Source organism: Alphaproteobacteria bacterium, from assembly GCA_019635875.1.
GTDB lineage: Bacteria > Pseudomonadota > Alphaproteobacteria > Reyranellales > Reyranellaceae > JAFAZJ01.
Map to the genome: position 1 here is coordinate 242096 of JAHBYP010000002.1, position 21186 is coordinate 263281.

A 21186-nucleotide genomic window follows, 5' to 3' on the forward strand; every position below is an offset into this window, starting at 1 on the left:
GAGCGCAGCGAAGGACCTCGCGGTGGTGCGACCGGCACAACGCCGCCGATTGGCCGCGATACCGCTGGATCCTTCGCTGCGCTCAGGATGACGGCGGGGGTGGGTCACGGCACGGCCCGCCGCATCGGGATCATCGCCGAGCGGCGGAAGCCGGCGCGGGCGTAGAACCATTGCGCCTGGGTGTTGTCCTCGTCGGTCAGCAGGGTGATGCGGGCGCAGCCTTCGCGGGTGGCGCGCGCGATCGCCGCCTCGATCAGCTTCAGCCCGACGCCCCGGCCGCGATGGTCGGGCCGCACGATCATGTCCTCGAGCAGCAGGACGCGCGCGCCCAGCGCCGTGCTGACGGTGAACAGCAGGTTGACCATGCCGACGACCTGTCCGCCGTCGCGCGCCACCAGGATGGCGCCGACCCGGGCATCGTCGAGGATCAGGCGCAGGCCGCGTTCCTGCCGGGCGCGGTCGGGGGTGAAATCGGCTTCCTGGGCGAAGAGCAGGCCGAGCAGGTCGCAGAGCGCGGGAATATCGGCAGGCGTGGCGTCGTCGATGGCGATCATGCCACCAGACTAGAGTACGCCACCGCCAGGCGCCGCACGCGATTGGCCTCGGCATAGGCGCCGACGGCGGCCAGGCCGGGCGGGCCTTCGTGATCGGGCGAGGGCCGGCAGGCGACGCTGATCGCCGGCAGCACATCGCAGCGCAGATCGCAGCCATCGGCGATCCAGCGCTCGATCCACACCTCGGTGTCGGCCGGCGGACCGCCATGGGGCAGGAAGTGGCGCAGCGCGCGGCCGACCGATTTGCGCCAGCGCGACATCTCGGGCGGCACCGAGGGCTGCTCGACGGGCGGCGGGGCCGGCGGCGGCGTCGGTGCGGGCGCCACCTCGGCCACCGGCTCGGGCGGCAGGGACGGATCGCGCGGATAGCGCCGCCGCGCGCGCTTGCCGACGCGGTGATGCCGGTGCCAGTCGACGATGGCGATGTAGTCGCAGCCCTCGGCCTCGTAGCGCCGCAGCAGCCCTTTCGCCAGCAGCTCCTCGATCAGCGCGCGCAGGGCGGCATCGTCGATCGAATCGCCGGGAAACACCCGCAGGCGGATGCTGCACGGGCGCAGCGGCTGCACGCCGTGATCGTCGGCGAAATTGCCCAGACCCAGCAGCAGCAGGCGGGCCATCGGCGAACACTTGATGACGTCCTCGCGGGTCCAGAAATCGGAGGAAAGAACACGGTCGCGGGCCATAGGCGGACTCCAGTGGTGACTGCAGCCGGTGTAACCCCGAAAGCCACGGACTCCTATTTCCACCCCTACGCGTGTCGAGATTCGCCATAGAGCGCTGACGGACAAGGATCTTCCCGCCCGCTTACGCTGTCGAATTTCCCTTCCCGCGGAGGGGGAAGGTGCCCGGAGGGCGGAAGGGGGATGTCGAAGAGGGACACCGCGTGCGTTGAAGCATCCCCCTTCCGGCGCTGCGCGCCACCTTCCCCCTCCGGGGGAAGGGATGACCTCTTGCCTTCCCCCGGAGGGGGAAGGTGCCCGAAGGGCGGAAGGGGGATGTCGAAGAGGGACACCGCGTGCGTTGAAACATCCCCCTTCCGGCGCTGCGCGCCACCTTCCCCCTCCGGGGGAAGACTCAGGCGGCGAGGCGTTGGGCGATCTTCAGGTCTTTCACCAGGGCGGCGAAGGCGGTGCGTTTGGCGGCGGCGTCGGGCACGCGCAGGATGGCGGAGGGGTGCGTCGTGATCAGGCCGCGGTGGCCGGTGGGCAGCTCGATCGCGCCGCCGCGCAGGCGCGACAGCACCACGCGCCGGCCGGTCAGCGCCTCGGCGGCGGTGACGCCCAGCGCGACGATCAGGCTGGGCTTCACCAGCGCGATCTCCTGGTCGAGCCACCAGCGGCAGCGGTCGATCTCGTAGCGGTCGGGCCGGCGGTGCAGGCGCTTCCTGCCACGCGGCTCGTTCTTGAAGTGCTTGACCACGTTGGTGAGCCAGGTCGCGTCGCGTTCGATGCCGGCCTCGGCAAGCGCGCGGTCGAGCAGCTTGCCGGCGGGGCCGACGAAGGGATGGCCCTCGATGTCCTCGCGATCGCCCGGCTGCTCACCCACCAGCATCAGCGGATGGTCCGCCGGACCTTCGCCGAACACGGTCTGGGTGGCGTTGCGGTAGAGCGGGCAGCGCGTGCACGACTTGGCGTCTTCGGCAAGGGCGGCGAGCGCGGCCCGATCGGCTCGGGCGGACATGCCGGCCTAACGGCCCGGTTCGAAGCGCGTTGCCTGCGCCCTTATCTTCCCCCGGAGGGGGAAGGTGCCCGAAGGGCGGATGGGGGATGTCGAAGACGGACCCGGTCCAGCGCGACGAAGATCGCTTCCATCACCGAGTCCGGGCGCGCGAGAACGTCGCCGTTCCAGAAGCGCAGGACGGTGAAGCCTTCACGCCCGAGGAAGGCGTCGCGCCGCGTGTCGTAGGACGCAGCCTCGACGTGCTGGCTGCCGTCGAGCTCGATGATCAGCCTGGACTTCAGGCAAGCGAAGTCGGCGATGTAGGGACCGATGGGGACCTGGCGCCGAAAGCGGGCATCCAGGAATTGCCGGCGGCGCAGGCGCCGCCACAAAGCGCGCTCCGCTTCGGTCAGCTCGCGTCGGAGAGAGCGTGCGTTGAGACGGGCTGGTGTGGTCGATTCGGGGCGCATCGCCGAAAGGTAGGCGGCAATCATGGCGGGAATAGGTACACGGTTATTCAATCTGATGAACGCAGGAGTCCGGCTTCGGCATCCCCCTTCCGCCCTTCGGGCACCTTCCCCCTCCGGGGGAAGGGAAGTGCATTCTTCCCCCGGAGGGGAAGGTGGCGCGCGTCAGCGCGACGGAAGGGGGATGGCGCAACGGGCACCGCGTTCGGCTTCGGCATCCCCCTTCCGCCCTTCGGGCACCTTCCCCCTCCGGGGGAAGGGAAGTGAATTCTTCCCCCGGAGGGGGAAGGTGGCGCGCGTCAGCGCGACGGAAGGGGGATGGCGCAATGGGCACCGCGTTCGGCTTCGACATCCCCCTTCCGCCCTTCGGGCACCTTCCCCCTCCGGGGGAAGGGAAGTGCATTCTTCCCCCGGAGGGGGAAGGGAAGAACGTGTAGGCAATCGCTATTGGGCGGCCTGCTTGACCATGTCGGCGCATTTTTCGCCGATCATGATGGAGGGGGCGTTGGTGTTGCCGGCGACGATGCTGGGCATGATCGAGGCGTCGGCGATGCGCAAGCGCTCCACCCCGTGCACGCGCAGTTGGGGGTCGACCACGGCGTCGCTCTCGCGGCCCATCTTGCAGGTGCCGACGGGGTGCAGGTTGGAGACGCCGGTGGCGCGGATGTAGTCGCGCAGGCCGGGTTCCTCGACCACGCCGGGGCCGGGGTCGATCTCCTCGACCACGTAGGGCTTCAGCGCCTTCTGGCTGCCGATGCGCCGGCAGATCTCCATGCCGCGCAGCATGGCGTTCCAGTCGTTGGCGCTCTTCAGGAAGTTGAAGCGGATCTCGGGCGCGGCCAGCGGGTCGGGCGACTTCAGGCGCACCGTGCCGCGGCCTTCCGGGGTCAGGTGCACGGGCGAGAGGCAGAACGCCGAATAGGGCTGCGGCACCACGCCGTTGCGGTTCCGCTCCTTCACCGCCCAGGCGAACATGTTGATCTGCAGGTCGGGCCGCTCGAGCCGCTGGTCGCTCTTCACCAGCGCGCCGACATAGAGGCCCATGGCCGACAGGGGGCCGGTGCGGCCGAAGACGTACTGCATGCCCGCCAGCATGCGCCGCGGCCAGGAATTGGCGAGGTCGTTCATGGTGATCGGCTGCGTGCACTTGTAGGACACGTAGGTGTTGAAGTGATCGTGCAGGTGGCTGCCGACGCCCGGCATGTCCCTGACGACCGCGATGCCGTGCTGCTGCAGATGCGCTGCCGGCCCCAGGCCGGAGAGCATCAGCAGCTGCGGGCTGCCATAGACGCCGCCGGAGACGATCACCTCGCGCGCCGCGCGCGCCGTCACCAGCCCCGCCGGCGTGCGATACTCGACGCCGACGGCGCGGCCGTTCTCGATCAGCAGGCGCGTGGCGTGCGCCGACGTGGCGATCACCAGGTTGCGCCGCGCCTTGGCGTCCTTGAGGTAGGCGCGCGCCGAGGACCAGCGCCGCGCGTTGTTGATCGTGGTCTGGTAGTAGCCGACGCCGTCCTGGGCGCGGCCGTTGAAGTCGGGATTGGCGGGGATGCCGGCCTCGATCGCCGCGTCGTGCAGCGCCTTGGCGAGCGGCGGCTGCCAGCGATGATCCGACACGCGCAGCGGGCCGCCGACGCCGTGCCAGTCGTCGGCGCCGCGCACATTGTCCTCGGCGCGCTTGAAGTAGGGCAGCACCGAATCGTAGTCCCAGCCCTCGCAGCCGCGCTGGCGCCACTGGTCGTAGTCGGCGGCGTTGCCGCGCATGTAGACCATGCCGTTGATCGAGCTGGTGCCGCCCAGCACCTTGCCGCGCGGCTGGTACATGGTGCGGCCGTTGAGCTCGGGCTCCGCCTCGCTCTCGAACATCCAGTTCACGCGCGGGTTGTTGTAGGTCTTGTGGTAGCCCAGCGGGACGTGGATCCAGGGGTAGGAGTCCTTCGGGCCGGCCTCGAGGAGGAGGACGCGGAACTTGCCGTCCTCAGAGAGGCGGCCGGCGACGGCGCAGCCGGCCGAGCCGGCGCCGGTGACGATGAAGTCGTAGGTGTTGGTGGTGGTCATTGACTGACTACGCTCCTCCCCGCTTTGGAAGGACTGTGACGGTGAAACAGCGATTTGGAAAGGTGGCAGGTCGTGACCGCTCCGCGCCGCGTCGCCCGCCACAAGGATATCGCGAATGCTCGAAGCACTTTCACCGCGAGCGCTAGTTGCCTGCTTATGAGCGTGCCGCTTGTAGCGCGCTCCCTCTCCGGTGGCTAATCTGTCAATGAATACCCAACCTGCGAGAGCACATGCAGGATATCGCGGCGGCAATCACTACCTACGTATCGGAAACCCGACGGCTTGAAAGCATCCCGTCGTCGACCGAAGCGACATTCTATCCTGCGATTCGTTCGCTTCTATCCTCTATCCTTGACCAGCGCCGACTACCATTCGAAGTGCGAACCAATACATCTGAAGCAAAGCAGGGTGGCACTGACATGCCTGACTTTGTGCTCGGCGACAAAGCGGCGTTCGTCGGTGTCTACGGTGAAGTTAAGCGGGCGACCGTGCCCCTGGACGACTTAGCAGCATCAGCAGAACAAAATGACCAAATCGGCCGCTATCTTGCCCGCACTGGAGTGGTGCTTCTTTGCAATGTCCGTAGCTTCGGTCTACTGGCCTGCGCACCCGGCTATGAACGGAGGTTGGCAACGACCGTCCCGCCATCAAGCCGAGAACTCATCAAGTCCGTCGACCTTTGGTCTGCGGTCAGCGGTAGCAAGACCAAAAATAAAGTCGATGAAAGTGCGCTTGCCACGTTGGTGGAGATCGTTGAGCGGTCAATCACAGATTACGCGCCCATTGCCGATCCTGCCGATCTCGCAAAGGTGCTAGCGCGGCAGGCACGCGACGCTAAGGACGCACTGCCGGAAGATCTTAAGCCGGTGCAGTCTCTTCTCGACGACTATCGCGGTGCGCTGGGTCTGGCGTTCTCCATTGATGATCCCAAAGGCGACCGCTTCTTTCGTTCGTCACTGGTGCAGACAGCTTTTTACAGTGTTTTTGCGGCCTGGGTGCTTTGGGACCGGGACGCTCCTGCCGATGCGAGTTTCACCATCGAGGAAGCGGCCCAGCATCTAGCAATCCCGTTTCTCTCGGCCCTACTCCACGACCTTCGTCACCCACAACGGAGCAAGTGGCTCGGTCTTGACGCACAGCTTGGTCGTGCCATTGCCACGTTGAACCGTGTAGACCGCAAGCTGTTTCGCGCACGAATGACGTTTCCCGCTCTCGACGAGCAAACCGCCGTCGCGGCTATAACCTACTTCTATGAGCCGTTTCTGGAAGCATTCGACCCTCAGCTCCGAGAAGACCTTGGCGTTTGGTACACGCCACCGGAAATCGTCCAGTATCAGGTTGGCAGGGTTCACTACCTCCTAAAGTCGGAACTCGGCAGACCACTCGGACTTGCTGACCCGGACGTCTACGTACTCGATCCCTGCTGCGGGACCGGAGCCTACTTGCTTGAGGTTGCGCGCTGCATTGCCGCCGAACTTAAGGCATCGGGCGACGAGTCTACCGTCGGGTTGGAACTGACCCGTGCATTCCAGAGTCGAATCATCGGATTTGAGATTCTTACTGCTCCCTTCGCTATTGCACAGTTGCAGCTACACATGTTGCTGCGGTCACTTGGCGCACAGCCCAGAGAGGACAAGCGCCTCGCTGTCTATCTTACTAACGCACTGTCGGGCTGGAACGCAGCGGACGACATAAAGCTGCATTTCCCGGAGATGCGACAGGAATACGATGCCTCGCGTAGCGTCAAGCGCAACGCTCGGATCATCGTGATCTTGGGCAATCCGCCCTACGATCGCTTTGCCGGCGCGGCACAATCCGAAGAGAAGGAGCTAGTTGCCCATTACAAGGGCATCAAGCTTGTGGTCGACCGGAACAGAAAAGACGGGACAATCAAGCGTGACGAATTCGGCGCGCCGCAGATGAAGCAGCAGGGCAAAGGGTTGTTGTATCTGGAGTATGGCGTGCGAAAAAGTTTGCTCGACGATCTTTATATCCGCTTTCTGCGTCTGGCCGAACAGCGCATTGGCGAAGCTGCCGACTATGGAATTGTGTCCTTCATCAGTAACTCCTCCTACCTAACAGGGCGTTCGCATCCCCTAATGCGTCGATCGCTGTTGTCGAATTTCCACGAGGCATGGATCGATAACCTCAACGGCGACAAATACCGCACTGGCAAACTGATTCCGCAGGGTTTGCCAGGCGGTGGCTCAGCAGATCAAAGCGTCTTCACGACGGCGCTCGACCCGCGCGGCATCCAGCCGGGCACGGCCATTGTCACGTGGATCAAACGACCGGCGGCGAAGGTGCACAACGCGCCGACGACGCCAAAGAAGAATGGGATTGCAACACTGCGATACAGAGACTTTTGGGGCCTTGCCGCGAGTAAGCGTAGACAGTTAGTAACCAGCCTACCAACGGGCGATGGTCCCGCAGGTTCGAGCATCCCGTCGTACTCGCAGATTACTTCGACAGTTGAAGCGCGCTGGCGGCTGGCACCGAGAACCGTTGAAGGTGGGTTCGAAGCATGGCCCGCCTTAGATGAATTGTTTCCATTGAGTTTGCAGGGGGTGAATCACAATCGTGGTTACGAGGGAAGCATTGTGGACACCAATGCTGAGGATCTTCGGAAACGTGTCCAAGAGTACTTTTCTGCTGAGACGTTTGACGAGGCCAAACAGACATCACCCGAGATTGCCACTGAACGTGCTCGATACAATCCCGAGAATGCGTGGCGTAAATTGAAGAGTGAAGGTCACTATCGAGCGGAATCGATAGTCTCTTTTCTGACGTTTCCCTTCGATCAGCGATTCATCTACTACGCCGACCAGCATAAATGGCTCAACGAAGCTCGCCCCGATCTGTTCGATTGTGTAGGGGAGAATGAGTTCTTTATCACTGTTCCCGAACCGCGGAAGGTGTCTGAAGCACTTCCCGTGTATTCAACTGTTCTCATGAACCACCATGTACATGAGCGAGGGTCGGCGGCGTTTCCTGCCGAGGTTGTCGTGCTGGCGGATCGAAACGCCAACATTCATGAACAGGCTTGGAGAACGCTTCAGCACCACTTCGGCCTTGAGGGGCTTCGTCGTGATGATGCCGCTCGTCGCCTCGTAAGGCGGTTGTTTCGTCTGGCCTTCGCGGTGATGCACGCTCCTGCGTATCAACGCGAACATGCCAGCGCATTGGCGTCCGATTGGGCACATCTACCTGTCCCCAAGGAGAAGCCGCTTTTCGACTCACTAGCTGACGCCGGTGAACGTGTGGCCCGCTTGATCGACGCCAACAGAGATGCCGCCGACATCATTGAAGCTGTGTTGGGCAAGGAGCGAAGCACCGCGCTTGGCGGCCTACACCTCATCGATGGCGGCCAGGTCAAGCCGACCGACCTACGTGTAACAGTCACTTATTGGGGCGGCGGCAAGGGACGTTGGAAGCCACGGCCATTCCTATCGACCGAACAGGCGCTCGGTGCGTGGGGTGAACGAACGGGCGATCTGTTCATCAACGAGACGACATTCTTTGCCAACGTTCCCGAGGCAGTATGGACGTATCAGGTCGGCGGATATCCAGTTCTCAAGAAGTGGCTTGGATACAGGCAGGCTGATCGGCGTGCTGGCGCACCGCTGTCCAACGATGAACGCAGATGGTTCCGCACAATCATTCAAAGGATCGCTGCGTTGCTTGCGCTCGGCCCCGAGCTCGACAGGCTTTATCAGGATGCCGTCGGCAAAGCGTTTACTGCGGCGGAGTTGGGTATCTCGCGCTAGGCGCTGTTTACAAACCGCAACAAGCGGCGGATGAGAGCCAAGTGTAGCGTGTCGAGGAAGGAGCGGGCGAGCTTGTCGTAGCGGGTGGCGACGGCGCGGTTGATCTTGAGATGGCCGAAGGTCCGCTCGATGCGATTGCGCTGCTTGTAGTCGCGTTTGTTCCAACGGATCGTGGTGACGCGGTTGGAGCGCGGCGGGATGACGGCGCGGATGCCGCGGTGCTTGAGATCGTCGCGGACGAGATTGGTGTCGTAGCCCTTGTCGGCGAGCAGCGCCTCGGACGCCTGCTCGGGCAGCTCGATCAGGACTTCGTACGCCTTGCAGTCGGCGGCCTCGCCGGGCGTGAGATGGAAGCCGAGCGGGATGCCGCCGGCGTCACAGATACAGTGAACCTTACTGGTGAACCCGCCCCGCGACTGGCCAAAAGCCTGTTCGCGAGTCCCCCTTTTGCGCCGGCGGCCGACACATGCCCCCGTACCGTCGTGCTGTCGATGCTGTGATGGCGGTTGTCGGCCATCGCCTGGGCCAGCGTGGTGGCGATCGCCTCCCACACGCCGGTCCGGCTCCAGCGTCGGAAGCGCTGGTAGACAGTCATCCACTTGCCGTACTTCTCCGGCACGTCGCGCCACGGCGTGCCGGTGCGGATGCGCCACAGGATGCCGTTGATTGTTCGCCGCAAATCTTCCGGAGGCCGGCCAGTCCGGACCATCGGCAGCGCCACCTGCAACGTGCGCCACTCGCCTTCGCTCAGATCACCACGGCTCACGCTTCCCTCCTACAGAGGGAATCCTTGAATCAATCTACGATTCAGCCGTCAATACCTTTGTAAACAGCACCTAAGTCTTCGCGCCATCAGGATCCTCTCCCGCTGCCGCCGAAGAACTCCATCATCAGCCGATTAAGAACCCCGGGCTGCTCCTCCGGAACGAAGTGCCCGCACTCCTCGATCACCGCGCCGCGCACATCCGTCGCGACGCGCCGCATGCTCTCCTCCACCTCCTTCCCCCGCCCCCGCGCGTGCGGGTAGCTGTTGGCGCCGCCGATCGCCAGCACCGGCATCGGCAGGCGGAAGCCGGTCGCCAGTTGCGTCGCGTTGGCTTTGGCGTCCTGCGGGATCGCGCGGTAGAGGTTGAAGCCGGCGCGCATCGCGCCCGGCTGGCTGTAGGTGCGGACATACTCGTCGAGGTCGGCCTCGGTGATGGCGCCCGGGAAGTAGGCGAAGGTCTGGTAGAACCACTGGAGATAGAGGCGTTCGCGTCCCTGGACCAGCGCCTCCGGCAGGTCGGGCGTGACGTGGAACTGGTGGTGCCAGCGCCGGCCGCCCTGGCTGAAATCGCCGCCGCAGCCGGGAATGACGACATCGACGACGACGAGCTGCTCGATCGCCTCGGGGTGATCGGCCGCGATCGCATAGGCCGTCGGCCCGCCCCAGTCGTGGCCGACCAGGCGGAAGCGCTGGTGCCCGAGCGTCTCGCTGACGAGGCGCCAGATGTCGTTGCCGATGGTGCGCTTGTCGTAGCCGCCGAGCGGCCGCGAGGAATCGCCCAGCCCGCGCATGTCGGGGGCGATCACGGTGTAGCGGGGCGACAGGGCGGCGATGGTGTGGCGCCACTCGTACCAGGTCTGCGGCCAGCCATGGATCAGCACCACCGGCGGCCCGCTGCCGGCGATCACGTAGTGCAGCATCACCTCGCCGATCTCGGCGTAGCGGTGCTGCAGGGTCGGCGGGGTGGTGGTCATCGGCACTCCTGTCATCCCGAGCGCAGCGAGGGATCTCATTGGAAGCGCCGGCGAGACGCCGGCACTCCCGGGAAGACACCCTGGATCCCTCGCTGCGCTCGGGATGACAGTAATAGTCGCACACTCAGCGGCGCGCCGGGCGATCGTCGGCTCCGGCGTTCTCCAGCACATCGGCCTCGCGATCCCACTCATCCGCCAGCTGGCGATAGAGCTGCAGGTCCTCCGCGTCGGTGACACTGGCCGCGTGCATGCGCGCACGTCTTGCGTCGTGGCGCAGGCGCAGCACCTGCGCGGCGCGGTCGCGCTCGCGGCGGCTAAGGCGTGTCACAGCATCGTCGCGAAGAACGTCCGGATTTCGGCCACGAGCGCGCGCCTCACGCCGCCTTGCTCGACTTGAAGGGCAGCGCCACCGTTTCCAGCGTCGTCAGATCGAGGCGCGTCGAGGCGCGGTCAATATCGAGGCCGACGACATCGCCCCGCGCGTCGAGGTCGGCCACCAGACCGCTGGCTATCTCGCGCGTGGACGCGCCCGGCCCGGCCCGCAGCTCGATGTATAGCGAGTCGGTCTCCGGATAGTAGTGCAGCTTCATGGCTCCAAGGATGCCGGGGAAACCGCCGGCGACGCAAGCGGCGAACCTCACCGCACGGTCGCGAAGAACGTCCGCACCTCGCCGACGAACGCCGCCGGCTGCTCGAAGGCCGCGAAGTGCCCGCCCTTCGCCATCTCGCTCCAGTGCGTGATGTTGGGAAAGCTGCCGGCCGCCATCCACTTGCGCACCGGGGCGACGATCTCCCTGGGGAACACCGCGACGCCGGTCGGCACCGTGACCGTGACCGGCGCGCGGCTCTCCGGCCGGAAGCTCTCCCAGTAGAGCCGCGCCGACGACGTGGCCGTCGCCGTCGTCCAGTAGAGCATCAGATTGTCGAGCAGCTCGTCGCGGCCGAGGATGTTTTCCGGGTGCCCGTCGCAATCGGTCCAGGCCCAGAACTTCTCGAGGATCCACGCCGCCTGGCCGGCGGGCGAGTCGGTCAGCCCGTAGCCCAGGGTCTGCGGCCGCGTCGATTGCTGCTTGGAGTAGCCTGAATCCCAGTCGGCGTAGTGCTTGATGCCCTCAAGCGCGCGCGCCTCCTCTGGCGACGGCTCGCCCTCGACCCTGGGCCGCGTGCCCATCGCCAGGGTGACGTGGATGGCGGCGCAGTGCTGGGCGTCGAGCGCGCCCAGCGCCGTGGTCACCGCCGAGCCCCAGTCGCCGCCCTGCGCGCCGTAGCGCGCGTAGCCCAGGCGCGCCATCAGGCTGGCGAAGGCGCGCGCGATGCGCGCGACGCCCCAGCCGGTGGTCGTCGGCTTGCCGGAGAAGGCGAAGCCGGGCAGCGACGGGCAGACGACGTGGAAGGCGTCCTCGGCGCGGCCGCCGTGCTTCGTCGGATCGGTCAGCGGCTCGATGACCTTGTGGAACTCCACGAAGGAGCCCGGCCAGCCATGGGTGATGATCAGCGGCAGGGCGTCCGCGTGCGGCGAGCGCACGTGCAGGAAATGGATGTCGAGCCCGTCGATTTCGGTGACGAACTGCGCGAAGCGGTTGAGCAGCGCCTCGCGCGCGCGCCAGTCGTAGGTCTCGGCCCAGTAGCGGCAGATGTCCTGGATCCAGGCCAGCGGCGCGCCCTGGCTCCAGTCGGCCACCAGCTCGGCCTCCGGCCAGCGCGTGTTGCGCAGCCGTGTCCTGAGATCGGCGAGCACGGCATCGGGGACGGCGATGGTGAAGGGGCGGATGGCTGCGGTCATGCGCGCACTATACCGAAGGGCGGAAGGAGCAGGAGCCTTATGCTCCCTCTCCCCGCAAGCGGGGAGAGGGAGTGACGGCGATCGCTGAATCATGGTCACACCGAATTTCATTGCGTTCCCTCCGTTCCTGCCCGTAACGTCCCTGACAAGGTCCCATGAGGACCATCGCCCCGCGGCGAAGCGGGCGACAGAGGACAGGGAAGCGCCGAATGACCAGACGGAAGGATCCAGCGCCGTCCTGGACGGCCTGAAGGAGTCACGGAACCCCAGTCGGCAGCGGCCCTGGGCGTGCGCCATCGTTGGCGACGCCAATGCCTTGAGTGCGAGCGCGTAGTCCCCGAGTGCGTGTCAACGGGAGGCGACGATGGCGAGGAAGACAAAGGGCAATGCGTTGGGGCGGCAGGACGGCGGGCTCACCCGCCGCGAGATGACGCTGGCGCTGTCGGCGCTGGGCATCGCGAGTTTGGGCCAGCGCTCGGCGATGGCGGCGGGGCCCGAGGGGCAGCTGACCTGGGCGGTGCACGTTTCGCTGGCGCCGACCTGGTTCGATCCGGCCGAGACGCCGGGCATCATCACGCCCTTCATGCTGATGTACGCGCTGCACGACGCCCTGGTGAAGCCGATGCCGGGCAGCGCCGCGGCGCCCTGCCTCGCCGAGAGCTGGAAGCAGGCGCCGGACGGGCTGAGCTACACCTTCACCCTGCGCGCCGGCGTGAAGTTCCACAACGGCGAGCCGGTGACGGCGGAGGACGTGAAGTTCTCCTTCGAGCGCTACAAGGGCACCTCGGCGGCGCTGATGAAGGAACGGGTGAAGGCGGTGGAAACGCCGGACGCGCGCACCGTGCGCTTCGTGCTCAACGCGCCGTGGCCGGATTTCCTGACCTTCTACAGCTCGGCCACCGGCGCGGGCTGGATCGTGCCCAAGGCGCAGGTCGAGAAGGTCGGCGCCGAGGAGTTCAAGAAGGCGCCGGTCGGCGCCGGACCGTTCAAGTTCGTGTCCTTCACGCCCGGCGTCGAGCTGGTGTTCGAGGCCTTCGACGGCTACTGGAGCAAGAAGCCGACGGTCAAGCGGCTGGTCTTCAAGGTGATCCCGGAAGAGGCGACGCGGCTGGCGGCGCTGACGCGCGGCGAGGTCGACGTCGCCTACTCGATCCGCGGCGAGCTGGCCGAGCAGCTGCGCAAGACGCAGGGGCTGACCCTGAAGGCGGTCGTGCTGCAGGCGCCGTTCTGGCTCTACTTCGCCGACCAGTGGGATGCCAAGTCGCCGTGGCACGACAAGCGCGTGCGCGAGGCGGCGCGCATGGCGATCGACTACAAGGCGGTCTCGGAGGCGCTGACGCTCGGCTACTCGCCGATCACCAACAGCATCATCCCCGACAATTTCGAGTTCTACTGGAAGCCGCCGCCGGCGGTGTACGACCCGAAGAAGGCCAAGGAACTGCTGGCCGCGGCGGGGCACCGCGCCGGCTTCGACGCCGGCGACTACTATTGCGACACGTCCTACGCCAACATCGGCGAGGCGATCATCAACTATCTCCAGGAGGCCGGCATCCGCGTGAAGCTGCGGCCGCTGGAGCGCGCGGCGTTCTTCAGCTCCTACTCGCAGAAGAAGCTGAAGAACCTGATCCAGGGCGCGTCCGGCGCGTTCGGCAACGCCGCGACGCGGCTGGCGGCCTTCGCCGTCAAGGGCGGCGCCTACGCCTACGGCAACTACCCCGAGCTCGACGAGCTGTTCGCCAAGCAGGAATCCGAGATCGACGTCGCCAAGCGCACCGAGCTGTTGCACAAGGCGCAGCAGTTCATCCACGAGAACAGCGTCTACGCGCCGATCTGGCAGCTGGCCTTCCTCAACGGCCACGGCAAGCGCGTCGGCGAGTCCGGGCTCGGCCTGATCAAGGGCTATGCCTATTCGGCGCCGTACGAGGACGTGACGATCAAGAAGTAGATCACCCGTCGCAGGAACAGCGTGCCATGAAGCATTACATCGTTCGCCGCGTCGGCTACTCGCTGCTCTCGCTGTTCCTGCTGTCGCTGACCATCTTCCTGTTCGTGCGGGTGACCGGCGACCCGGCCGCCCTGCTGGTCGAGCCGGGCGCCAGCCAGGCCGACATCGACAGCCTGCGCCGCCAGTTCGGTCTCGATCAGCCGCTGTGGGTGCAGTACTGGCTGTTCGTGCGCAGCTTCTTCACCGGCGAGCTCGGCGTGTCGTTCTACTACCGCACGCCGGTGCTGGACCTGTACTTCGACCGGCTGCCCAACTCGCTGCTGCTCGCCGCCGTGGCGATGGTGATGTCGCTGGTCATCGGCATCCCCAGCGGCGTGCTGGCGGCGGTCCGCGTCGGCGGCTTCTGGGACAGCGCCGGCAAGCTCTTCACCCTGCTCGGCCTGTCGCTGCCCTCGTTCTTCATCGGCCTGGTGCTGATCCTGGTCTTCACCGTCTATCTCGGCTGGCTGCCGTCCTCCGGCGCGGGCACCACCGCGCATCTGCTGATGCCGGCCTTCACGCTGGGCTGGTACTTCGCCGCCGCGCACATGCGGCTGACGCGCTCCTCGATGCTCGAGGTGCTGGGCTCGGAGTACGTCAAGCTGGCCCGGCTCAAGGGCCTGCCCGAGGCGCTGGTCATCGGCAAGCACGCCTTCAAGAACGCGCTGATCCCGGTGATCACCCTGGCCGGCATCAACCTCGTGGTGATGATCAACGTCGCGGTGGTGGTCGAGACCATCTTCGCCTGGCCCGGCATCGGCCGGCTGCTCTACGAGGGCGTCACCTTCCGCGACTTCCCCGTCGTGCAGACCGTGGTGGTGATCGGCGGCAGCATGATCATCGTGGTCAACCTGCTGATCGACATCCTCTACGCGCTGATCGATCCGCGCATCCGCCTGGAGAGCTGACGTTCCATGGCCGTCACATCCGCCCCGATCGACGTCGCCGCGCTGCCCGCGCGCCCCTCCTTCAAGTGGCTGGAAGGCTTTCCGCTGATCCCGGTGCTGATCCTGCTGGTGATCGTCGTGGTCGCCATCCTCGCCGACGTGCTGGCGCCCTACGATCCGCAGATCGGCAGCCTGTCGCGCCGCTTCCGCCCGCCGTTCTGGCAGGAGGGCGGCAGCATGGCCCATCTGCTCGGCACCGACCATGTCGGCCGCGATGTGCTGTCGCGGCTGATCTTCGGCGCGCGCGTGTCGATGATCGTCGGCGTCACCGCCGTGCTGTTCGCCGGCGCCGTCGGCACGCTGCTCGGCATCCTCTCGGGCTATCTCGGCGGCTGGGTCGACCAGGTGATCATGCGCGTCTCCGACGCCTGGCTGGCGCTGCCGGCGCTGACCTTCGCCATCTTCCTCACCGCCATCGTCGGCCCCAGCGAGATGAACATCGTCATCATCCTGGGCCTGGTCTACTGGACGCGCTACGCCCGCGTCATCCGCGGCGAGGTGCTGTCGCTCAAGCAGCGCGAGTTCGTGCGCCTGGCCGTCGTCGCCGGCTGTCCCCACCGCGTCATCATGTGGCGCCACATCCTGCCCAACGTGGTCAATTCGGCGGTGGTGATCGGCACCCTCATGCTCGGTGTCGTGATCGTCACCGAGGCGGCGCTGTCCTTCCTCGGCGTCGGCGTGCCGCCGCCCAAGCCGGCCTGGGGGCTGATGATGGCGGACGGCAAGCAGGGCCTGATGGTCGGCCATTGGTGGCTCACCGTGCTGCCCGGCATCTGCATCATGCTGATGGTCCTGTCGGCCAACCTGCTGGGCGACTGGCTGCGGGTGAAGCTCGACCCGCAACTGCGCCAGCTGTGATCGCCGCCATGCCGAACGCGCCGCTGCTGTCGCTCGAGAACCTGTCCGCCCATTACGTCTCCCAGCAGGGCACGCGCGTCGTGCGTGCCGTCGACGACGTGACGCTGAGCCTGGGCGCCGGCGAGACCCTGGGCATCGTCGGCGAATCGGGCTCGGGCAAGAGCACGCTGGCGCTGACCATCATGCGCCTGCTGCCGCCGGCGGCGCGCATCGTCAGCGGGCGCATGATGTTCGAGGGCGAGAACCTGCTCGACAAGTCGGACGCCGAGATGCGCCGCGTGCGCGGCAAGCGCATCGCCATGATCCTGCAGGACCCCATGGCCTCGCTCAATCCGCTGTTCTCCATCGGCAACCAGGTCGGCGAGCCGATCCGCGTGCACGAGGGCGCCAGCGCCCCCAGCGCCTGGAAGCGTGCCATCGACCTGCTGAAGTCGGTGCGCATCGCCTCGCCCACGACCCGCGTGACGCAGTTCCCGCACGAGATGTCGGGCGGCATGCGCCAGCGCATCGTCGGTGCGATCGGCATCTCCTGCGAGCCGCGCCTGCTGATCGCCGACGAGCCGACCACCAGCCTCGACCTCACCATCCAGGCGCAGTACCTCGCCCTGCTGCGCGACCTGCAGCGCGAGCACGGGCTGGCGCTGATCTTCATCACGCACAATCTCGGCATCGTCGCCAAGATGTGCGACCAGCTCGCCGTGATGTACGCCGGGCGGATGGTCGAGAAGGGGCCGGTGTCGCGGGTCTTTTCCGAGCCGGTGCATCCCTACACCAAGGCGCTGCTCGGCTCGATCCCGCGCATGACCGACAGCCGCGCGCGTCTCACCGCCATCGACGGCCAGCCGCCCGATCTCTCCGCCATGCCGCCCGGCTGCGCCTTCGCGCCGCGCTGCCCGGCGGCGATGGCCCGCTGCCGCGACGAGGCGCCGCCGGAGTTCGACGTCGGCACGGGGCACAGTGCGCGCTGCTGGCTGGCAGCAGAGGGCGCCGAAGCCCGGGCCGCGCCGGCGACGGAGGCCGTGGCATGAGCGCCGTCCTCGAAGCCGCCGATCTGTGCAAGCACTTTGCCGCGCGGCGCGGCATCTTCGGCGGCGGCCGCGGCACGGTGCGCGCGGTCGACGGCATCTCCTTCGCCATCGAGCAGGGCCGCACCCTGGGCGTGGTCGGCGAATCCGGTTGCGGCAAGACGACCACGGCCAAGCTGGTGCTCGGGCTGGAGGAGCCGACCGACGGCGCCATCCTCTTCGAGGGGCGCGATCTCGGCACGCTCGACAAGAGCGGCCGCCGGCACTACCGCAAATCCGTCCAGGCGGTGTTCCAGGACCCCTACGCCTCGCTCAGCCCGCGCATGCGCGTCGGTGCCATCATCGCCGAGCCGCTGACCACCAACGAGACGGTCGGCGCGGCCGAGGTGCGCCGCCGCACCCTGGAGCTGCTCGACCTGGTCGGCCTGCCGGAGCGCTCGGCCGATCTCTTCCCGCATGAGTTCTCCGGCGGCCAGCGCCAGCGCATCGCCATCGCCCGCGCGCTGGTGCTGTCGCCGCGGCTGGTCGTGCTCGACGAGCCGGTGTCGGCGCTCGACGTCTCGATCCGCGCCCAGATCCTCAACCTGCTGCGCGACCTGCAGGCGCGGCTCGGGCTCTCCTACCTCTTCATCGCCCACGATCTCGCCGCCGTGGCGCACATGAGCCACGAGATCGTCGTCATGTACCTCGGCAAGATCGTCGAGAGCGGCGATGCGCAGGCGATCGCCGGCGACGCGCGGCATCCCTACACCAAGGCGCTGTTCGCCGCCGCCCTGCCGAGCCATCCCGACGAGCGGCAGGAGGAGGCAGTGCTGCAGGGCGAGGTGCCGAGCCCGCTCGACCCGCCCTCGGGCTGCCATTTCCATCCCCGCTGCCCGCACGCCATGCCGCATTGCGCCATCGAGGCGCCGCCGCTGGTCCAGGTCGACGACCGCCTGGTCGCCTGCCACCTGTATCGCTAGAGGGCACGCGTCGATTGTTCTTGCCTTCCCCCGGAGGGGGAAGGTGCCCGAAGGGCGGAAGGGGGATGTCGAAGACGGACACCGGTTTCGTTGAGCCGTCCCCCTTCCGGCGCTGCGCGCCACCTTTCCCCTCCGGGGGAAGGTAGGAAATGACGGCGCGGTATACGGTGGCTCGCCACGCGCGATCATCGATCACATCAACCACCTGCCCGCACAATCCTGTTGTCAACGCTTCACCCGGGCGATCCAATGGCGGCGGGGAGCGAAACAACGCATGATCCCGCGCCGCGTCTTCGCGCTGGGCACCGGTGCCGGGCTGCTCGCGCTGTCGCGCGCCGGTCTGGCGCAGCCGGCCGGCAGGATGCCGATCATCGGCGTGCTGCGGCCGCACACGCTGGACCGGACCTTTTCCGCCTTCATCGACAGGCTCGCCGAGCTGGGCCACGAGGACGGACGCTCCGCCCGCATCGTCATCAAGTCGGCCGACCGGCAGCTCGATCGACTGCCGGCGCTGGCGGCGGAGCTGGTGCAGATGAAGCCGGCGGTCATCCTGACGATCAACACGCCGCCCACGCGCGCGGCGATCAACGCTACCAAGGAGATTCCGATCGTGATGACCCTGGTCGGCGATCCGATCGGCCAGGGCTTCGTGAAGAACCTCTCGCGGCCGGGCGGCAATGTCACCGGGCGGGCCAATCTCGGCACCGACCTCACCGCCAAGCGACTGCAGCTGCTGAAGGAGATCGTCGCGCACGCCAGGCGGATTGCCGTGCTGTTCAATCCCGACGATCCCAACACCACGCCGCAGCGCCGGCAGGTCGAGCGCGCGGTCACGCAGATCGGCGTCGAGGTCCGCTTCATCGCGGTGCGCAGCCCCGAGGGCGTGGCCGCGGCGTTCGCCGAGCTGACGCACTGGCGCGCCGACGCCGCGTGGTGGCTCGCCGGCCAGGAGACCGCGCTCGTGCCGCCGTCCATCGCGCTCGCCGCCGAGCGGCGCCTGCCGATGATGGTGTCGCAACGCCAGCAGGTCGAGGCCGGCGGCCTGCTGTCCTACATCGCCGACGCCGCGGCCAACTACCGTGCCGCGGCGGACTACGTCGACAGGATCCTGAAAGGCGCCAGGCCCGGCGACCTGCCGGTCGACCAGCCGACCGAGATCGCCCTGTCGATCAACCTGAAGACCGCGCGGGCGCTGGGCCTGACCCTGCCGCCCTCGATCCTCGTGCGCGCCAACGATCTCTTCGAGTGAAACGGCCTACTCGATCACCCGGTCGGCGCGGGCGATCGCCATCGGCGGGATGTCGAGGCCGATCAGCCGCGCGGTCTTCAGGTTGATCGCGAACTCCAGCCGCGTCGGACGCTCGACCGGCAGGTCGCCGGCCTTGGCGCCCTTCAGCACCTTGTCGAGCAGGCGCGCCGCCTCGCGCGCGATGTCGAGGTCGTCGGCGCCGTAAGTCGCCAGCGCCTCGGACGTCGCGCCGGTGCGCGCGTGGAAGAAGGTCGGCAGGCGCCTGGCATTGGCGGCGGCGACGATCTCGCGGTAGTGCGCCGGGGTGCCACCGCCGGGAATCGCCAGCAGCGCATCGGCGGCGCCCAGCGCCTCGACCACGCGCGCGACATCGGCGGCGGCGCGCAGCGGCGCATCGAGCAGCGTCAGGCCGAGCTGCGCCGATGCGCGGCGGGCCGCGGCGAGGCCCTGGCGCGGCGAGGCGTCGGCCGGATCGTGCAGCACCAGCACGCGACGCGCGCCGGGCGCGATCGTCTTCAACAGCTCCAGGCGCTTGCCGGAGAGCTCGGGGTACTCGAACGTCATCGCCGTGGTGTTGCCGCCGGGCCGCGCCAGGCTGGCGACGAGCCCCGCGGCCACCGGATCGCCCGGCGTGATGAAGACGATCGGCAGGTCGGCGGATACGCGCCGCGCCACCCGCACCAGTTCCGAGCCGATGACGAAGAGCACGGCGACGCCGCGCTCGATCGCCCGCGCGACGGCGGCGGCGGCGGCCGCGCCATCGCCGCGCGTCACCCTGTACTCGAGGACCGCCAGCGCAGCATCGGCGTGGCCGTGCTCGCGCAGCCCGCGTCGCAGCCCGTCGACCACCTGCGAGAAGCGCGGCTCCTCGGCCGGCCCCAGCACCGCGATGCGCCGCGCGGCCGTCTGCGCCCGGGCCGGCGCCGTCAGCGCCAGCGCGCCGCCGCCCATAAGGCCGATGAACCAGCGCCGTCCTCTCAAGTGGTCCCCCGCCCTGCAGGGCTTTCGCATCTGGATTTCCCTTCCCCCGGAGGGGGAAGGTGGCGCGCAGCGCCGGATGGGGGATGTCTCAACGAAACCGGTGTCCGTCTTCGACATCCCCCTTCCGCCCTTCGGGCACCTTCCCCCCTCCGGGGGAAGGCAAGACCAAGGCACATCGACACCAATCGCAGCGTAGCAGATCAGGTATTGCGCCGCTCGGCACGCAAGGTCGGCAGGCCGACGCCCGATGCGTCGAAGCCGCCGTCGACCGCCAGCTCCTGGCCGGTGATGTAGGCCGCCTGCTCGCCGCAGAGGAACAGGATCGCGTTCGCGAGCTCGGCCTCCAGGCCGTAGCGGTTGAGCGGGATGTGGTCGTGGTAGTCGGCGCGGATCGCCTGGGTGTGCACCGCCTTCGCCATGGCGGTGTCGACCGGCCCCGGCGCCACCGCGTTGACGCGGATGCCGTACTCGCCCAGCTCCGCCGCCTGCTGGCGCGTGAGATGCGCCAGCGCCGCCTTGCTGGTGCCGTAGGCGACGCGCAGGGTCGAGGCACGCAGGCCCGAGATCGAGGTGACGTTGACGATCGCGCCGCCGCCCTGCTCGCGCATGATCGGCGCCACCGCCTGGCTCATCAGGAACGGGCCGGTCAGGTTCACCGCCAGCACGCGCTGCCATTCCTCGAGGCTGACGTCGAGGATCGGCTTGAAGATCGCGATGCCGGCGTTGTTGACCAGCGCATCGATGCGGCCGAAGCGGCTCAACGTGCGCTGCACGGCGAACAGCACCGCATCGGGGTGCGATACATCGGCGGGCAGCGCCAGCGTGTCGCCCGCGCGGTCGAGCGCCGCGACGGCTTCGCCCAGCGCATCGCCCAGCACGTCGAGCATCGCCACCCGCCAGCCCTCGTCGAGGAAGCGGCGCGCCGTGGCGAGACCGATGCCGCGCGCCGCGCCGGTGACCAGGACGACTTTGTTCATGACTTTCCCCGCCGCGTCGAACGTCGTAGTGTCACCCACGACACGATCGCGGGGAAGGGAATCGCTCCCGGTGGGGCGGCCGGACTTCAAACCCGGTAAGGGCCGTCGGACGGTTCTTCGTGGGTTCGACTCCCACTCTCTTCCGCCACCCCGCTTCGCGCTCCGCTGGACGGGT

18 protein-coding genes, 1 tRNA gene and 1 pseudogene are annotated in these 21186 nt (G+C 67.4%); 8 read left to right on the forward strand and 12 right to left on the reverse strand.

Annotated elements, in window-relative coordinates; all coding sequences use genetic code 11:
* Positions 1 to 104: 104 nt before the first annotated feature.
* The 5 genes from KF889_07290 to KF889_07310 all read right to left on the reverse strand — a co-directional run bounded on the left by KF889_07290 (position 105) and on the right by KF889_07310 (position 4738).
* Positions 105 to 554, reverse strand: coding sequence for a GNAT family N-acetyltransferase (locus KF889_07290; GenBank protein ID MBX3499234.1), 450 nt, complete (start codon positions 552 to 554; stop codon positions 105 to 107).
* Complete coding sequence (locus KF889_07295) at positions 551 to 1237, reverse strand: hypothetical protein (GenBank protein MBX3499235.1); 687 nt, start codon at positions 1235 to 1237, stop codon at positions 551 to 553. Before KF889_07295 ends, KF889_07290 begins: the two co-directional genes overlap by 4 nt.
* Positions 1238 to 1628: 391 nt before the next feature.
* The gene (locus tag KF889_07300) at positions 1629 to 2234 is read right to left on the reverse strand and encodes a UdgX family uracil-DNA binding protein (GenBank protein MBX3499236.1); all 606 of its coding nucleotides are present in this window, start codon (positions 2232 to 2234) and stop codon (positions 1629 to 1631) included.
* 41 nt (positions 2235 to 2275) lie between these two features.
* The gene (locus KF889_07305) at positions 2276 to 2683 is read right to left on the reverse strand and encodes an endonuclease domain-containing protein (GenBank protein MBX3499237.1); all 408 of its coding nucleotides are present in this window, start codon (positions 2681 to 2683) and stop codon (positions 2276 to 2278) included.
* A 441-nt stretch (positions 2684 to 3124) separates the two neighbouring features.
* A complete protein-coding gene (locus tag KF889_07310; GenBank protein ID MBX3499238.1) occupies positions 3125 to 4738 on the reverse strand; it encodes a choline dehydrogenase in 1614 nt (537 codons plus the stop codon).
* Positions 4739 to 4968: 230 nt separating this feature from the next.
* On the opposite strand from KF889_07310, the gene KF889_07315 reads away from it, so the two are divergent.
* Positions 4969 to 8505: an N-6 DNA methylase gene (locus KF889_07315; GenBank protein MBX3499239.1), complete on the forward strand. Its 3537-nt coding sequence runs from the start codon at positions 4969 to 4971 to the stop codon at positions 8503 to 8505.
* Here KF889_07315 and KF889_07320 read toward each other — a convergent pair.
* The 5 genes and pseudogenes from KF889_07320 to KF889_07340 form a co-directional block, all read right to left on the reverse strand.
* A pseudogene (locus tag KF889_07320) lies at positions 8502 to 9271 on the reverse strand (IS5 family transposase). The gene KF889_07315 and the pseudogene KF889_07320 overlap by 4 nt on opposite strands.
* Positions 9272 to 9357: 86 nt before the next feature.
* The gene (locus tag KF889_07325) at positions 9358 to 10245 is read right to left on the reverse strand and encodes an alpha/beta hydrolase (GenBank protein ID MBX3499240.1); all 888 of its coding nucleotides are present in this window, start codon (positions 10243 to 10245) and stop codon (positions 9358 to 9360) included.
* Between the two features lie 124 nt (positions 10246 to 10369).
* On the reverse strand, positions 10370 to 10573 hold the full coding sequence (locus tag KF889_07330; GenBank protein MBX3499241.1) for a hypothetical protein: 204 nt from the start codon (positions 10571 to 10573) through the stop codon (positions 10370 to 10372).
* Positions 10574 to 10619: 46 nt separating this feature from the next.
* Positions 10620 to 10835: a DUF2283 domain-containing protein gene (locus KF889_07335; GenBank protein ID MBX3499242.1), complete on the reverse strand. Its 216-nt coding sequence runs from the start codon at positions 10833 to 10835 to the stop codon at positions 10620 to 10622.
* A 47-nt stretch (positions 10836 to 10882) separates the two neighbouring features.
* Positions 10883 to 12028, reverse strand: coding sequence for an alpha/beta fold hydrolase (locus KF889_07340; protein MBX3499243.1), 1146 nt, complete (start codon positions 12026 to 12028; stop codon positions 10883 to 10885).
* A 364-nt stretch (positions 12029 to 12392) separates the two neighbouring features.
* Between KF889_07340 and KF889_07345 the strand changes: the two genes are divergently transcribed.
* The 6 genes from KF889_07345 (at position 12393) to KF889_07370 (ending at position 19053) form a co-directional block, all read left to right on the forward strand.
* Positions 12393 to 13973 (forward strand): ABC transporter substrate-binding protein, encoded by a 1581-nt coding sequence (locus KF889_07345; GenBank protein ID MBX3499244.1) that lies wholly within the window; start codon positions 12393 to 12395, stop codon positions 13971 to 13973.
* Positions 13974 to 13999: 26 nt separating this feature from the next.
* Positions 14000 to 14920: an ABC transporter permease gene (locus KF889_07350; protein MBX3499245.1), complete on the forward strand. Its 921-nt coding sequence runs from the start codon at positions 14000 to 14002 to the stop codon at positions 14918 to 14920.
* A 6-nt stretch (positions 14921 to 14926) separates the two neighbouring features.
* Positions 14927 to 15817 (forward strand): ABC transporter permease, encoded by an 891-nt coding sequence (locus tag KF889_07355; protein ID MBX3499246.1) that lies wholly within the window; start codon positions 14927 to 14929, stop codon positions 15815 to 15817.
* An 8-nt stretch (positions 15818 to 15825) separates the two neighbouring features.
* On the forward strand, positions 15826 to 16845 hold the full coding sequence (locus KF889_07360) for an ABC transporter ATP-binding protein (GenBank protein MBX3499247.1): 1020 nt from the start codon (positions 15826 to 15828) through the stop codon (positions 16843 to 16845).
* Positions 16842 to 17804 carry a dipeptide ABC transporter ATP-binding protein gene (locus tag KF889_07365; GenBank protein ID MBX3499248.1) on the forward strand — a complete coding sequence of 321 codons (963 nt, stop codon included), beginning with the start codon at positions 16842 to 16844 and terminating at the stop codon, positions 17802 to 17804. Before KF889_07360 ends, KF889_07365 begins: the two co-directional genes overlap by 4 nt.
* 274 nt (positions 17805 to 18078) lie before the next feature.
* The gene (locus KF889_07370; protein MBX3499249.1) at positions 18079 to 19053 is read left to right on the forward strand and encodes an ABC transporter substrate-binding protein; all 975 of its coding nucleotides are present in this window, start codon (positions 18079 to 18081) and stop codon (positions 19051 to 19053) included.
* Positions 19054 to 19059: 6 nt separating this feature from the next.
* Here KF889_07370 and KF889_07375 read toward each other — a convergent pair whose 3' ends face one another.
* Positions 19060 to 20034, reverse strand: a complete 975-nt coding sequence (locus KF889_07375) for an ABC transporter substrate-binding protein (protein ID MBX3499250.1) — start codon at positions 20032 to 20034, stop codon at positions 19060 to 19062.
* Between the two features lie 200 nt (positions 20035 to 20234).
* Positions 20235 to 21011 carry an SDR family oxidoreductase gene (locus KF889_07380; protein ID MBX3499251.1) on the reverse strand — a complete coding sequence of 259 codons (777 nt, stop codon included), beginning with the start codon at positions 21009 to 21011 and terminating at the stop codon, positions 20235 to 20237.
* Positions 21012 to 21063: 52 nt separating this feature from the next.
* Between KF889_07380 and KF889_07385 the strand changes: the two genes are divergently transcribed.
* A tRNA-Sec gene (locus KF889_07385) sits at positions 21064 to 21159 on the forward strand.
* Positions 21160 to 21186 lie beyond the last annotated feature (27 nt).

Excerpts from the sequence above, each read along its gene's own strand:
- KF889_07300 (MBX3499236.1), bottom strand. The coding sequence starts at position 2,234 with ATGTCCGCCCGAGCCGATCGGGCCGCGCTCGCCGCCCTTGCCGAAGAC.
- KF889_07370 (MBX3499249.1), top strand. The coding sequence starts at position 18,079 with ATGATCCCGCGCCGCGTCTTCGCGCTGGGCACCGGTGCCGGGCTGCTC.
- KF889_07290 (MBX3499234.1), bottom strand. The coding sequence starts at position 554 with ATGATCGCCATCGACGACGCCACGCCTGCCGATATTCCCGCGCTCTGC.
- KF889_07380 (MBX3499251.1), bottom strand. The coding sequence starts at position 21,011 with ATGAACAAAGTCGTCCTGGTCACCGGCGCGGCGCGCGGCATCGGTCTC.
- KF889_07325 (MBX3499240.1), bottom strand. The coding sequence starts at position 10,245 with ATGACCACCACCCCGCCGACCCTGCAGCACCGCTACGCCGAGATCGGC.
- KF889_07315 (MBX3499239.1), top strand. The coding sequence starts at position 4,969 with ATGCAGGATATCGCGGCGGCAATCACTACCTACGTATCGGAAACCCGA.
- KF889_07305 (MBX3499237.1), bottom strand. The coding sequence starts at position 2,683 with ATGCGCCCCGAATCGACCACACCAGCCCGTCTCAACGCACGCTCTCTC.
- KF889_07295 (MBX3499235.1), bottom strand. The coding sequence starts at position 1,237 with ATGGCCCGCGACCGTGTTCTTTCCTCCGATTTCTGGACCCGCGAGGAC.
- KF889_07310 (MBX3499238.1), bottom strand. The coding sequence starts at position 4,738 with ATGACCACCACCAACACCTACGACTTCATCGTCACCGGCGCCGGCTCG.
- KF889_07340 (MBX3499243.1), bottom strand. The coding sequence starts at position 12,028 with ATGACCGCAGCCATCCGCCCCTTCACCATCGCCGTCCCCGATGCCGTG.
- KF889_07355 (MBX3499246.1), top strand. The coding sequence starts at position 14,927 with ATGGCCGTCACATCCGCCCCGATCGACGTCGCCGCGCTGCCCGCGCGC.
- KF889_07350 (MBX3499245.1), top strand. The coding sequence starts at position 14,000 with ATGAAGCATTACATCGTTCGCCGCGTCGGCTACTCGCTGCTCTCGCTG.
- KF889_07365 (MBX3499248.1), top strand. The coding sequence starts at position 16,842 with ATGAGCGCCGTCCTCGAAGCCGCCGATCTGTGCAAGCACTTTGCCGCG.
- KF889_07360 (MBX3499247.1), top strand. The coding sequence starts at position 15,826 with ATGCCGAACGCGCCGCTGCTGTCGCTCGAGAACCTGTCCGCCCATTAC.
- KF889_07345 (MBX3499244.1), top strand. The coding sequence starts at position 12,393 with ATGGCGAGGAAGACAAAGGGCAATGCGTTGGGGCGGCAGGACGGCGGG.
- KF889_07335 (MBX3499242.1), bottom strand. The coding sequence starts at position 10,835 with ATGAAGCTGCACTACTATCCGGAGACCGACTCGCTATACATCGAGCTG.